Origin of the sequence: Streptomyces sp. NPDC099050 (genome assembly GCF_044759865.1) — a bacterium.
Classification (GTDB): Bacteria; Actinomycetota; Actinomycetes; order Streptomycetales; family Streptomycetaceae; genus Streptomyces.
Genome location: NZ_JBIWAE010000006.1, coordinates 1 through 13071 on the forward strand (window position 1 = coordinate 1; position 13071 = coordinate 13071).

Annotated in this window: 13 protein-coding genes and 1 pseudogene; 9 read left to right on the plus strand and 5 right to left on the minus strand. The window is 71.9% G+C overall.

The annotated features are described in order from the left end of the window. Positions 1-311, plus strand: a pseudogene (locus ACIQV3_RS12140) (IS110 family transposase); the annotation flags it as partial. 17 nt (positions 312-328) lie between these two features. Here the strand turns inward: ACIQV3_RS12140 and ACIQV3_RS12145 are convergent. Next, entirely contained in the window at positions 329-1384 is a 1056-nt protein-coding gene (locus tag ACIQV3_RS12145) for a ScbA/BarX family gamma-butyrolactone biosynthesis protein (protein WP_403712316.1), read from the minus strand. A 166-nt stretch (positions 1385-1550) separates the two neighbouring features. Here ACIQV3_RS12145 and ACIQV3_RS12150 point away from each other — a divergent pair, with 166 nt between their 5' ends. Together ACIQV3_RS12150 and ACIQV3_RS12155 are read left to right on the plus strand one after the other, a co-directional pair. Beyond that, positions 1551-3161 carry an acyl-CoA carboxylase subunit beta gene (locus ACIQV3_RS12150; RefSeq protein ID WP_403712317.1) on the plus strand — a complete coding sequence of 537 codons (1611 nt, stop codon included), beginning with the start codon at positions 1551-1553 and terminating at the stop codon, positions 3159-3161. 13 nt (positions 3162-3174) lie between these two features. Continuing rightward, positions 3175-3411, plus strand: coding sequence for an acyl-CoA carboxylase subunit epsilon (locus tag ACIQV3_RS12155; protein ID WP_403712318.1), 237 nt, complete (start codon positions 3175-3177; stop codon positions 3409-3411). A gap of 166 nt (positions 3412-3577) precedes the next feature. Here the strand turns inward: ACIQV3_RS12155 and ACIQV3_RS12160 are convergent, their stop codons facing one another. Then, positions 3578-4696 carry a ketoacyl-ACP synthase III family protein gene (locus tag ACIQV3_RS12160; RefSeq protein WP_403712319.1) on the minus strand — a complete coding sequence of 373 codons (1119 nt, stop codon included), beginning with the start codon at positions 4694-4696 and terminating at the stop codon, positions 3578-3580. A gap of 220 nt (positions 4697-4916) precedes the next feature. Here ACIQV3_RS12160 and ACIQV3_RS12165 point away from each other — a divergent pair, with 220 nt between their 5' ends. Genes ACIQV3_RS12165 through ACIQV3_RS12175 form a run of 3 tightly spaced genes read left to right on the plus strand, consistent with a single transcriptional unit; the run spans position 4917 to position 7628 of the window. Beyond that, the gene (locus tag ACIQV3_RS12165) at positions 4917-5195 is read left to right on the plus strand and encodes an acyl carrier protein (RefSeq protein ID WP_403712320.1); all 279 of its coding nucleotides are present in this window, start codon (positions 4917-4919) and stop codon (positions 5193-5195) included. Beyond that, positions 5188-6411: a beta-ketoacyl-[acyl-carrier-protein] synthase family protein gene (locus ACIQV3_RS12170; RefSeq protein ID WP_403712321.1), complete on the plus strand. Its 1224-nt coding sequence runs from the start codon at positions 5188-5190 to the stop codon at positions 6409-6411. Before ACIQV3_RS12165 ends, ACIQV3_RS12170 begins: the two co-directional genes overlap by 8 nt. Beyond that, positions 6408-7628, plus strand: a complete 1221-nt coding sequence (locus ACIQV3_RS12175) for a beta-ketoacyl synthase N-terminal-like domain-containing protein (protein ID WP_403712322.1) — start codon at positions 6408-6410, stop codon at positions 7626-7628. The genes ACIQV3_RS12170 and ACIQV3_RS12175 overlap by 4 nt, the downstream gene beginning before the upstream one ends. Positions 7629-7657: 29 nt before the next feature. On the opposite strand, the gene ACIQV3_RS12180 is transcribed toward ACIQV3_RS12175, so the two are convergent. Then, on the minus strand, positions 7658-8365 hold the full coding sequence (locus tag ACIQV3_RS12180; RefSeq protein WP_403712323.1) for a response regulator: 708 nt from the start codon (positions 8363-8365) through the stop codon (positions 7658-7660). Further along, positions 8362-9576, minus strand: a complete 1215-nt coding sequence (locus ACIQV3_RS12185; protein ID WP_403712325.1) for a sensor histidine kinase — start codon at positions 9574-9576, stop codon at positions 8362-8364. The genes ACIQV3_RS12180 and ACIQV3_RS12185 overlap by 4 nt, the downstream gene beginning before the upstream one ends. A gap of 266 nt (positions 9577-9842) precedes the next feature. On the opposite strand from ACIQV3_RS12185, the gene ACIQV3_RS12190 reads away from it, so the two are divergent. Beyond that, positions 9843-10400: a TetR family transcriptional regulator gene (locus ACIQV3_RS12190; RefSeq protein WP_403712326.1), complete on the plus strand. Its 558-nt coding sequence runs from the start codon at positions 9843-9845 to the stop codon at positions 10398-10400. Here the strand turns inward: ACIQV3_RS12190 and ACIQV3_RS12195 are convergent. After that, positions 10363-10974, minus strand: coding sequence for a ScbR family autoregulator-binding transcription factor (locus ACIQV3_RS12195; RefSeq protein WP_403712327.1), 612 nt, complete (start codon positions 10972-10974; stop codon positions 10363-10365). The two genes, ACIQV3_RS12190 and ACIQV3_RS12195, sit on opposite strands and share 38 nt — an antisense overlap. Before the next feature lie 141 nt (positions 10975-11115). On the opposite strand from ACIQV3_RS12195, the gene ACIQV3_RS12200 reads away from it, so the two are divergent. Continuing rightward, on the plus strand, positions 11116-12087 hold the full coding sequence (locus ACIQV3_RS12200) for a ScbA/BarX family gamma-butyrolactone biosynthesis protein (RefSeq protein ID WP_403712328.1): 972 nt from the start codon (positions 11116-11118) through the stop codon (positions 12085-12087). A 33-nt stretch (positions 12088-12120) separates the two neighbouring features. Continuing rightward, complete coding sequence (locus ACIQV3_RS12205; RefSeq protein WP_403712329.1) at positions 12121-13062, plus strand: NAD-dependent epimerase/dehydratase family protein; 942 nt, start codon at positions 12121-12123, stop codon at positions 13060-13062. Positions 13063-13071: the final 9 nt, after the last annotated feature.

A 13071-nucleotide genomic window follows, 5' to 3' on the forward strand; every position in this document is an offset into this window, starting at 1 on the left:
GAGTCGTCCCCGTGACCCGGGCGTCGGGCAAGTCCCGCGTGGTCACGTTCCGCCACGCGGCCAACCGGCGTGCCCGTCTGGCCATCGTGACGTTTGCCGACAACAGCCGGCACTCCAGCGACTGGGCCGCGAAAATCTACAACGACGCCCGGGCCGCCAAGAAACGACACCCCCACGCGATCCGGATCCTCGCCCGCGCCTGGCTCCGCGTGATGTGGGCCTGCTGGCGCACCGGCACTTGCTACGACCCCGTCACCCACCAGGGCAACAACAAGGTCAACAAGCCCACCGACACGCCTCTGGCGGCATAGAGGTTGACTCAGGGAACTCACAGCGCCTCCGCCATGGTCGGGGACACCGTCGTGGTCGGGGACGCCGTCGCGAAGGCCAGCGAGACGCGTGCCACCACCGCGCCCTCCTGGTGGAACTCGACGGCGCATTCGGTGGGGTGGTCCGTTCCGGGCGCGGCCGGAGCCGGCGTCGCGGTGGCCACGATGGGGGAGTCGAGCTCGGCGAAGCGCGTGAACTCGGCGGCGCAGCGGACGACCGCGGCGCCGGTCGGCACCCCCGCCAGGTGGGACAGCTGCCGGGCGCCTTCGGTGAGGACCATCGCGGGGATGTGGTCATAGGTGTGGTCGAAGAGGCTGGCGTTCTCGAACCTCGGCTCCACCAGCGCCGACACGGCGGAGTCGGCGACACCCGCGCGGACCGCGCCACCCGCGCCACCCGCGCGGACCGGCTCGCCCAGTACGACGTTGAGCGCGCTGCGGCGGCCCACGGCCGCGGGGCCGGCGGCCCGGGGCCGCGGCACCACACCGAGGTCGGCGGTGACGGGCGCCTCCGAGCGGCGCTGCAGGAAGCGGAGTTTGCCGTAGTCCGCGCTCTTGGACGCTCCGACGTCGATCCGGGTCCGGCCCACGGGCCGGCCGCCGATGGACAGGGCGACCGAGGAACCGACCCCGCGCAGCCGGCCGTTGCGGCCCGCGGACGGGGTGACGGTCCCGGTCAGCTCCAGTTCGCCGGGCCGGCTCCCCGGGGCGAGGGCGTCGAGGTCGTCGAGTTCGATCGACCAGTTGTGGACGAGGAAGGCGGTCTCGGCGGAGACGCCCAACTGCCGGTGCGCCGCCGCGACCCCGGCCTGGCGGGCGGCCTCCAGCAACAGCAGGAAGTCGTAGGACACCGGGTCCCGCAGGTGGTCCCCGAAGTAGGCGTGCCCCAGCGGCAGCTGCGCTCCGGCGGCGAACGTCTCGTCACCGGTCGCCACCAGGTCCGTGACGAGCACCTCCGAGACCGCCGCCCTGTGCACCAGCGAACGGTCGATGGTGCTCAGGTAGGTCAGTGCGCGGGGTGGTGGCGAAGCGGCGGCGTCGAGCAGCGTTGTCATGCGGAGAACTCCTCAGTCCGATGGGCTGAGGTCATCATTCACCTGGGATATGGAAGCTCCATTGGAGCCGTATCAAACGGCCCGGAGCTGCATTCTTTTAGTCAACTTTCATGATGGCCGCACATTCTGTGTCCGACGGAACATCGAGAAATGGGAGTGTTTTTCAATGACCGCTTTGGACGATCGCCCACTCGCCGCGGCTCCGGTGACAACGCAGCCGGCCCGGCCCGGCATGGAGGAGCGGACGGCCGAGTTGCTGCGCCTGCGCCAGGCGGTGCGCAGCGGTCCCGGGGCGCAGGCCACCGAGGCGCAGCACGCCCGCGGCAAGCTGACCGTCCACGAACGGCTGGAGCTCCTCTTCGACGAGGGGACGTTCGTGGAGATCGAGGGGCTGAGGCGGCACCGGGCGTCCGGCTTCGGGCTGGAGGGCCGCCGCCCGCACACCGATGGCGTCGTCATCGGCTGGGGGCGGGTCCACGGCCGTACGGTCTTCGCGTTCGGGCACGACTTCCGGATCTTCGGCGGCTCGCTGGGCGAGTCCCACGCCGAGAAGATCCACAAGATCATGGACATGGCCGAGGCCGCCGGCGCTCCGCTGGTCAGCCTCAACGACGGAGCCGGCGCCCGCATCCAGGAGGGCGTCTCCGCGCTGGCCGGCTACGGCGGCATCTTCCGCCGCAACGTGCGGGCCTCGGGCGTGATCCCGCAGATCAGCGTGATGCTGGGGCCCTGTGCCGGCGGCGCGACCTACTCACCCGCGCTGACCGACTTCGTGTTCATGGTGCGCGGCATCTCGCAGATGTTCATCACCGGACCCGACGTGGTGGAGGCCGTCACCGGCGAGCGGGTCACCCAGGAGGAACTGGGCGGCGCGGACCTGCACGCGGCCGTCTCGGGCGCGGCGGCCTTCGCCTACGACGACGAGGCCTCGTGCATCGAGGACGTGCGCTACCTGGTCTCCCTGCTGCCCGCCAACAACCGCGAGCTGCCGCCGGCGGCCGAGCCCGCGACGGACCTGGACGCCCCGGACGAGGAACTGCTGCGGCTGGTGCCGGCCGACCCCAACCAGCCCTACGACATGCGCGAGGTGATCGCGCGCCTGGTCGACGACGGGGAACTCCTGGAGGTCCACGAGCGGTGGGCCCCGAACCTGCTGTGCGTCCTGGCCCGCATCGACGGCCAGACCGTCGGGATCGTCGCCAACCAGCCCCGGCACCTGGCGGGCGTACTGGACATCGAGGCCTCGCAGAAGGGCGCCTCCTTCATCCAGACCTGTGACGCCTTCAACATTCCGCTGGTGACCCTGGTGGACGTCCCCGGCTTCCTGCCCGGCACGGACCAGGAGAGCGGCGGCATCATCCGGCACGGCGCGAAGATGCTCTACGCCTACTGCAACGCGACGGTTCCCCGGGTCCAGGTCATCCTGAGGAAGGCGTACGGCGGCGCGTACATCGTCATGGACTCCCGCTCGATCGGCTGTGACCTCTCCTTCGCCTGGCCGACGAACGAGATCGCGGTGATGGGCGCGGAGGGCGCCGTCAACGTCATCCACCGCCGCAAGGTCGCCGCGGCCGAAGACCCGGAGGCGGCCCGGCGCGAGCTGACCGAGGAGTACAAGGAGGCGCTGATGCACCCGTACTACGCGGCGGAGCGCGGACTGGTCGACGACGTGATCGACCCGCGCACCACCCGGGCCGTGCTCGCGGAATCCCTGCGGGTCCTGCGCACCAAGCAGGAACAGCTCGTCCCGCGCAAGCACGGCAACCCTCCGATGTGACGGGAAGACTGAGATGAGCAAGAGAAGAACGGCCCTGCCCGCCCCGCACCTGTGCGTGGTGAAGGGCGATCCCACGCCCGAGGAGATGGCCGCCGTGACCGCCGTACTGCTGCGCCTCGCGGCGACGGTGCCCAGCGGACCGGCCGCACGCCCGGACGCGCTCGCGGCGCTCGCGCCCGAACCCTCGCCCGGCTGGCAGCGCACCGGTCCGCACCGCCCGGCGGGGGCCTGGCGCACCTACCCGCTGTAGGCCGTCCGGATGCCCGACCGCCCCGCGAAGGGGCCTGGGGCCGCCGCGAACCCGACCGGTTCGCGGCGGCCCCAGGCCCCTTTCGGCGTCAGCCTTCGGCGTCAGCCTTCGGCGTCAGCCTTCGGCGTCAGCCTTCGGCGTTGGCTTTCGGCGTCAGCTTTCGGCGTCAGCCGGACGCGGCGGGGGCCTCGATCACGGCGCACGACCAGGTGAAGCCCGCGCCGGCGTTGAGCAGCAGTCCGAACTCACCGGGGCCCAGCGCGGCACGGCTCACCACCTCGTGGAGCCCCGCCACCAGGTCACCCGTACCGAGGTGGCCGGTCTCCTTGCCCCAGTCCACGGCGGGCGCGGTCAGGAGTTCCCCCAGCACCGGGATCCACGCGTCGTCCAGGGTCTTGCGGGCCAGCCGTGGAAGCACCGCGAACCGGATCCGGGGGTCGTCGGCGGCGAGCCCGGCGTCGCGCAGGGCGCCGGTCACGACGTAGCGGATCATCTCCCGGTTGGTCTTCTTGAACGGCTCGACGCCGTGCTCGCGCAGGTACACCCGCTTGGTGCGGCGCATGTCGATCGTGGGGTTCTCCCGGGGCAGCCGCCCGAACGGGTCCGCGCCCCGGTGCATCAGTTCCAGATGCGGTGCGGCGCCCGTGCGCAGGGCGCGCAGTACGAGGTCGCCGGGGGCGGCCGGGCGGCGCAGCAGCACCGCCGTGGCGGCGTCCCCGTAGGCGGCGCCGTAGTCGCTGCGCCACCGGTCGAAGCCGGGCAGGGCGAACCGGTCGGCCGTCGTGACCAGGGAGTACCGGGGGGCCGGCCCGTCCTCCTGCCGCCCGTCCTCCTGTCGCCCGTTCTTCTGCCGCTCCTCCTCCTGTCGCTCCTCCACCCGCTCCTCATCCCCGGCCGTCAGCCGGGCGGCGGCCAGTTCCAGCGCGGCCGCGCCGCCGTTGCAGATCTGCTGGATCCCGATGGGAACGGCCGCGTGCGCGCCCAGCTGATGGGCGATGTAGTGCGGCGGCGACCACAGGTCGTGGCCCTGGTAGTACATCCAGGCGTGCAGCAGCAGTGACACCCCGGCCGCCGGCACCCCGGCGCCGCGCAGGGCCTCCCGGGCGGCGAGCACGGCCATCTCCGGGGGCGAGACGTCGCCCGCGACGGGCAGCCGCGGGTTCCCCAGCTCCCTGGCCGTGCGCGCCTCGACCCGCCGCTCGGCCACGGCGTTCTCTGCGGTGTCCTGGTGCTCGGGCAGCCACAGGGCCACCGAGGCGATGCCTACCGGCACGGGCAATCTCATGCGAGGAGCTCCCTCTGGTTTCGGCAGCGGGACGGTCCCGTCCCCGACGCGTCGATTCTTTACAGCCGAAATCGAATGCGCGTAGAACCGGCCTGGAAGTTGAATGCGAATCGGCCGGACGGTCTTCTCTCCACCGCTCGGGCTGTGGCAGCATCCATTTCCGAAGGCGTCAGCCGAGAAATCCGTTCGACCGAGAATTCAAAGAGCAAAGGAATTTCACATGTCCGGCAACCTTGCCGTGGAACTCGCCCCGGAGCTTCGCGACCGCGTCCGCGAGATCATCGCGGACGTCCTGGAGGTCGATCCCGAGGAGATCCGGGAGGAGCACAGCTTCGCGGAGGACTTCGAGGCCGACTCCCTGCTCGTCATCGAGATGTTCTCCCGCTTCGAGCGGCAGCTCCGCCTGGAGATCCCGCAGGAGGAGCTCGTCGACCTGGACGACCTCGCCACGGCCTACGCCCTGATCGCGCGTCACGTGACCGCGCCGTCGGGTGTCTGACACGCGGCTGCGTCGCGTCGCGGTCACCGGCCTCGGAGCGGTGAGCAGCCTGGGCATGGGAGCCCGGTCGTTCACCGAGGCCATACGCGCGGGACGCAGCGGAATCTCGCAGATCAGGTCGTTCGACAGCACCGGGTTCAACCACACGCAGGCCGGTGAGGTCCACGACTTCCACCCCGAGGAGTACCTGAAGGTGCTCCGGCCCGAACAGTGGGGCCGCAGCAGCCAGTTCGCGGCCGCCGCCGCCCGGCTCGCCGCGCAGGACGCGGGCTGGGCGCCCGACGCGTTGTCCGCCGCACGGGCGGGCAGCGCGATGGGAACCACCAACGGAGAGGCCCAGGTCTTCCAGGAGCTGACCGAGCAGTGGCTGGAGCACGGGCTAGACGGGATCGACGCCGACCTCGTCACCCGGGCCACCGCCGACCGCATCGCCTCGGCCGTCAACACGGAGCTGGGGCTGCACGGTGAGGCCCAGACCTTCGGCACGGCCTGCTCCGCGAGCAACTACGCGATCGGCTACGGCTTCGACGTCATCCGCAGCGGTGCGGCCGACGTGATGGTGGTCGGCGGTGCCGACGCGGTGAACCGCGCCACGCACGCCGGCTTCCACCGCCTGGGCGCCATCGCCGCGGACCTCTGCCGCCCGTTCGACGAGCACCGCGGCGGCATCATGACGGCGGAAGGGGGCGCCGCGCTGGTCCTGGAGTCCTGGGACGGCGCGGTCGCCCGCGGCGCCCGGATCTACGCCGAGGTGCTGGGCTACGGCATCACCTGCGATGCCAAGCACCCGACGCAGCCCGACCTCGAGGGGATTGCCGAGTGCATCCGGCGCGCTCACCGGGATGCCGGGGTGAAGCCGGAGGAGGTCGACTACGTGTGTGCCCACGGCACCGGGACCTCCGCCAACGACAGCACGGAAGTCGGCGCCGTGCGCGCGGTGTTCGGCGACCGCCTGCCCCCGGTCAGCTCCATCAAGTCGATGCTCGGCCACACCATGGGCGCGGCCAGTGGGTTCGGTGCGCTGGCCTGCTGCATGGCCCTGTACGAGGGCTTCCTGCCGCCGACTTCGACGGTCCGGACGGTGGACCCGGCCCTCGGCCCCGGCCTGGACTGCGTGCCCGGGCGGGCCCGCCCGGCCCAGCCGAGGATCGTGGAGAACCACGGGTTCGCATTCGGAGGGAACAACGCCATCGTGATGCTGGGGAGGCCCGAATGAACGCGACCGCCGCGCCCGCGGTGAGGATCACCGGCTATGGAGTCCTGAGCGCTGCCGGAATCGGCGGCAAGGCGCTCTACGAGGCCGTCCGGTCGGGGGAGTTGCCCCCCGGTGACGCGGACGCGGCCGAGGTGCTGGCCGGTGATCCCGTACCGCCGGTGCCGCTGCTTCCCGTACCGGACTTCAACCCCCGGGAGCACCTGGGCCGCAAGGGACTCGGCGCCCTGAGCCGGACCAGCACCCTGGGCATGACCGCCGCCGAGATGGCCCTCGACACCCTCGCGGCACTGGTCGAGGACTCGGAGCGCGGGGACACCGGCGTCGTACTCGGCAGCAGCACCGGCAGCGCACGGGCGTTCGCGGAGTTCTTCCGGGACACCTACGAGCTGGAGCGGCCCTACCTGGTCAGTCCGGCTCTCTTCCCCGGTCTGCTCCTCAACCACTGCGCCAGCCAAGTGGCCATGCGTCACTCCTTCACCGGCCTCAACGCCTCGCTGGCCGGTGGACACGTCTCCGGCCTGTCCGCACTGCGCTACGCCCGCAACGCCCTGGTCACCGGCCGCGCCACCCGGCTGCTGACCGGCGCCGTGGAGGAGCTCAGCGCCCAGTCGGCCTGGGCCTGGCACCGCGGCGGCGACCTTCCCGAAGGTGTGGCGGTGGGTGAGGGCAGTGCGGTGTTCGTCCTCGAAGGCGCCACGGGAACCTCGGCCCACCTGGCCGAACTCGCCGCCTGCGAGGTGGCCTTCAGCCCGCTGGGCGAGGGACCCCTGGCCGTTGCGGCGGCTCTCGCGCGGTGCGTCGAGGCCGCCCTGACCGCGAGCGGATGCACGGCCGCCGACATCGGCGTCGTGTCCTGCGGATCGAGCAGCCGGCCCGGCTGGGCCGCGGTGGAGGCCCGGGGCCGGAGCCGGGCCCTGGCCGGCCACGCCCCGCGGATCCTGCGCGTACAGGACGTACTGGGCGAGACCCACAGTGCGAGCGGCGCACTCCAGCTGGCCGCACTGCTCGGCTACTGGGAGGCCGACGGGGCTGCCGGACCGGGCGGTGGACCGGGCGGCGGGCCGGGCCGTGGACCGGGCGGTGGACCGGACGGTGGACCGGACGGCGGGTCGGACGGCGGGCCGGGTGCCTCCGGCAGCTGCGGTCTGATCACGTCCGTAGGGCACGACGGTGCGGTCGCGGCGGCCGTGGTCAGACGAGCGGCGTCCCCCGCCTGACCACGGCGAAACGCCGGTGCGCGCAGCGGTCACGGGGACGTACCCCTTCGGGGGTAGGGGCCCCAGTGGCCGCTGCGCGCCGCCGTCGGCAGGGTCGGCGAAGGAATCAGGCCCGCCTGCACCGCCTTGTTCACCGCGTCGAGCCGGGATACGGCCCCCAGCTTCCGGAAGACGCTGTTCAGGTGCCGCTTCACCGTTCCCTCGGTGATGTCGAGGCCTTCGGCGATCTGACGGTTGCTCATCGCCGCCGCCACACCGACCAGTACCTGGCGCTCCCGCGAGGACAGGGCGTCGCCGCCCGGGGCCGGGGCGGCCGGAGCGCGGGGCACGAGGACCGTGGTGTGCGCCGCCTGCGCGAGGGTCCGCTCGATCGCCATGAGGAGTTCCTCCCGGTCGATCCCCTTGTGCAGGACGCCGCGGGCACCGGCGGCCAGCACTTCGTTGACCAGGCCCGGCTCCGCATAGGCCGACAGGCACAGCACGCGGGTGCGCGGGGACACGCCGAGGATGTCGCTGACCGTGCCCGCACCCCGGCTGTGCGGCATCTGGAAGTCCAGGAACAGCAGGTCGGGATGGACGGCGGCGGCACACCGCACGGCTGCCGCCCCGTCGGCGGCATGTCCCACCACGGTCAGCGAGGGCTGCGCCTCGAGCAGGTCGCCGAGCGTCTCCCGGAACAGGTTGTGGTCATCGGCGAGGACGATGCGGGTCGGCGCCGCGGCGGGGGTCCCCGTCACGGCCGGATGCTGAGCGGCAGGTGGATCTCCACGCGCGTGCCCTCACCCGGGGCGCTTCCCACGCGCAGCCGGCCACCGAGGTCCTCGACGCGTCCCCGCATCGCCCGCAGCCCGTGCCCGGCGCCCGTCTCCGCGAAGGCGTCCTCGACGGTGAAGCCGGCCCCGTCGTCCCGGACGCGTGCGTACAGCCAGCGCCGGGTGGTGCGTACGGAGACCTCGATCCGCTCGGCCCCGGCGTGCGCGAGGCAGTTGCGCAGCGCCTCGCGCAGGACGAGGAACAGCTCGCGACGGCAGCGCTCGGAGGCCAGCGTCTCGTCGCCCGTCACCCGGATGGTCACCTGGGCCCGCGACCCCGTGTCGGACAGCCACTGCTGGAGGGCGTCGCGGACCGGAGGTGCGGAGGAGCTCCGGCGCAGGGCGCCGAGCAGGTTCCGGTTCCCCTGGGCGGTTTCGCCCAAGACCCTTTTGGCGACGGCGAGATGGGGGGCGGCCCGGTCCGGGTCGTCCTCGCCCAGTTCGATCCGGTGCAGCGCCACGGCCAGCGCGTTGCCGAGCTCGTCGTGGAGCCAGCGGAAGAGCCGGCGGCTCTCGCTCCAACCGGGGTCGCCCTGGCCCGGGCCGAACTCCGCGGTCCGCATCGCTTCACCGAGCATCCGGACGACGGCGACGCCGCGGGCCATCGCGGCGCCGTCGTCGGCGGTGCCGCTCTGGGTCGCCTGGAGCAGGGCGCATTCGAGCAGCAGGGTGCCGGCGGCGGCCAGATGCCGCGGCACGGAACCGCCCGCCACCGGCTCGGCGGGGCCGGGGGCCGGGAGTGCGGCATCCCCGATGGCCTCGGTGTCCCCGGTGTCCTCGGGGTCCCCGGCGTCCCCGGTGTTCTCGGGGGAGGGGCTGCAGGCCGCCTCGGCGCGCCGCAGGACGTGGCGGGCGTAGGCCACACAGGAGTCGTGGAGGCCGGACGCGTCCGGCCGTTCCGGCAGCCGGAGCGAGGGGAGCGCGTGGGTGAACCGCTGGAGGATCGCCTCGGCGTCGGTCCCCAGCAGGCCGCTCGTCGGTATCGCCGGGGCTGCGACAGGCCGTCTGGAAAGGGTCGTTGGTGTGCGGGGCCTGGGCAGGAGCCGCGCCGTCGGCGACGCGCCGGGGCTGCGGGTCGCGCGTACGAGCCCCTCGTACAGAGCTTCCGCGAACACGGGGGCGGACGAGCTGTCCATCGAACTCCTCAACGTCACTCAGCGCCCTCGGGGGCTCCACGAAGGACTTCGACAGTAAACAAACAGACTTGTCTGGTTGTCAAAGCTCCTTATGTCATCTTGGCGGGGTGCCCGGGCCTGCCGAATGGGATAAGTGGGGTGAATCAGTCCCATAATTACGAGGGGTTCATCGTGTCGTATTCCAAAAGACAGACAGACTTGTATGTTCTGGCTGAGCGGTGGTTGACTGACCGCACGGGGCCCAGACCGGGAAGGGGTAGCGCCGGATGCAGGAGCGCGCCAAGCGGACGCGTGAGGCGCTCATCCGCGCGACCGCCGAACTCATCGGCGACGGAGGCCCGAACGCCGCCGGGTTGGTCAACGTCTGCCGCACGGCGGGGGTGAGCAGGGGGGCGCTGTACCACCACTTCGACACCATGGAGGCGCTGGTCGCCGCCGTCCGGCTGAAGGCGCGCAAGGAGCTCGACGTCCTGATCGAGGACGCCTTCGAGACCCCCGCCTACGCGGGAGCCGCCCGCTTCAGCACGTCACTGGGCCGGGCCCTGGGCGAGGACGTGACGCTGCGGGCCGGCCTGCAGCTGGGCCCGAGCGGATCCGACGGGAGTCCCCGGCTCTTCGACGAAGTGCTCGGCCTGGTCCGGGGCAGGGTGAGCGAGTGCGAGGCGGACGACCTCGCCGACCTGGTCATGGTCGTCACGGCGGGACTGGAATCCCTCGGCCGCCGGGACGCCGCCTGGTGGGACCCGGGGACCGCGGAACGCGTCTGGTCGCTGCTCGAGCCCCTGCTCAGCTCTCCTCTGCCGGGGCCGTCCGCAGCCGGCTGATCATGGCGGGGGTGGCGAAGCCGGGCAGCAGCAGCCGCCACATCGACGTCACGCGCTCGAGGAGGTCATCCCGTCCGGTGTAGACCTGGGACATCAGCTGAACGCCGGTGAAGGCCCCGACGATGAACTTGGTCAGCTCGTCGATGTCCGTGCCGGGCAGGATCTCCCCCTGCGCCTCGGCCTCCGTCAGGAGCCCGGAGATCGCCTCGTACGACCACTGGTACGGAGTGCGCTTCGGATAGGTGAACGAGGTCTGCTCGACGGTCAGCCGCACGCTGGCGCGCAGCACCGGATCGCACCGCAGCCGTCGGGCGAACTCCATGGTCAGATCGATGGCGGCCTGCAGCTTCATGCTGTGGGGCGGAGCCACGAGGGCTTCCGTCTGCGCCTCCACCAGCGCGATCGCGATGGCCTCCTTGGAGGGGAAGTGGTGGTACAGGGCCCCTCGCGTCAGCCCGGTGCGGGCGAGGATGTCGGTCGTGCTCGCCCCCTCGTAGCCCCGCTCGTCGAAGACCTGCGCAGCCGCCTCCAGAATCGACCGTCTGGACCGCGTTCCCCGCTCCTGCCGCACCACCGGCTTCTCCTTGCTTTGATTTAGATCACTTTGAAAACCAAACATACTTGTCTGTATCTTAAGGGCTCCGGATGATCGTTAGCCAATTCTGTGGGCGCCCGAACCGTTGGGCAGTCCGCCGACGAAGAGACAGGCACGTGGATGCAGACCAGCAGGACGAACCTCGCAACCCTCAACAGGCCGACCATTTACGCACATCGCAGCCATGCGGACGGTCCCAGTGCGGCCGGTGCGCCCCTTCCGCTCACCACCATCGTCCCGCGTGAGCTCGTGCACCGCGCGTCCGTCTCCGAGGTCTTCCTCACCCACTGGGAAACAAACAGCCCCGACAGTTTTACGGTGAAAGCGCAGTGGCCGCGCGGGCACGCGCTCTTCGTACCCTCCGGCGGCTACCAGGATCCCTTGCTGCTCGTCGAGTCGGTGCGCCAGGCCGGCGCGCTCCTGTCCCACGCGGAGTACGGGGTCCCCTTCGGGTACCAGTTCCTGATGAGCGACATGTCGTACTCCGCACAGGCGGGGGCCCTCGCCGTGGGGCCGGTCCCCACTGAGGTCGAACTCCTCGTCGACTGCTACGACATCGTCCGCCGGGGCACCCGGCTGGCCGGCCTGCGCTATCGCGTCACCGTGATGAGGGACGGACTGCCCCTCGCCGTCGCCGAAGCGGCCTTCACCTGCGCCAGCCCCTCGGTCTACGAGCGGCTCCGCGGGGAACGGGGCACCGTCGCCCCCGCGCCGTCGGCTCCCATCGCACCCGCCCTGGTCGGCCGTACCTGCTCCCGCGACGTGGTCCTGTCCGCGGGCGACTCCGCGTGGCAGCTTCGGTTCGACACCACGCACCCCATCTTCTTCGACCACCCCGTCGACCACGTCCCCGGCATGGTGCTCATAGAGGCGGCGCGACAGGCCGCCCACGCCGGCGCCGGCCTGCCCCACGCGCTCCCCGTCCACCTCACCAGCGCCTTCGAGAGGTACGTGGAATTCGACGCCCCCTGCTGGATCGAAGCAGAGGCCGGCACCCCGGCCCCCGACGGCCGCGTCACCGTCGAGGTCCGGGGAAGCCAGAACGGCCGCACGGCCTTCACCGCCGCAGTCACCCTCCAGCCGCACCACTGACCAGCCGCACCACTGACACCGAAGGGGGAAACCGTGCCCCAGATCGTGATCACCGGAGGTTCCGGCTTCATCGGGAGCCACGTCACCCGTCACGCCGAGAGCCTCCACCTGCCACTGCGCCTCATGTCCCACCGGACCCGGGTCCCGGCCACCGCTCCCGGCACCGAGACCGTCCCGGGCGACCTGCGCGACCCCGGGAGCCTGCGCGGACTGTGCGAGGGCGCGGAGGTGTTGATCCACTGCGCCTCGCAGATAGGCGGCCCGCCCGAACTGTGCGAAGCCGTCAACGCCCGCGGCACCGAGGCGCTGATGGAGGAAGCCCTGCGCGGCGGCGTCTCGCGCATCGTCTACCTCAGCACCGTCGCCGTCTACGGCCGCGGCAGCTACCGCCGGGCCCGCGTGGCAGACCTCGCGCGCAACCCCCTGTCCGACACCTCGCGCACCCGGGCCGCCGCCGAGGACGCCGTCCTTGCCGCCGGAGGCATCGTCCTGCGCCCCCACCTGGTGTACGGCGCCGAGGACACCAAGGTGGTCCCCGCCCTGGCCCGCCTGCTGGTGAACATGCCCGGCTCCGTGGAGGGCTGGTCCCGGCGGACCTCGGCCATCGCGGCCGAGGACCTCGCCCGGGTCCTGGTCGCCACCGCCCTGGCACCCGCCGGACGTCTCACCGAGTCCGTCTACCACGCCAACCACCCCGAGCCGGTGCTGTGGAGCGACCTGCTCCGGGCCGTCTCCACGGCCCTGTCCCTGCCCCGGCCGGACACCGATCTCACCGCCCAGGAGGCCAGGGACTTCCTGGCGACGCGGGGCATCTCCTCCCACGACCTGGACATGCTGACCTCGGACCACTGGTTCGACAGCAGCCTCATCTGGACCGACGCCGATTGTGCCCCCGGCCCCGGCTTCACTCACCGCTTCCCCCGCCATGCCGCCTGGTACCGGGACTCGCTCGCCGCAGGACCGGTCTCGGTGTGAACCGCCCGA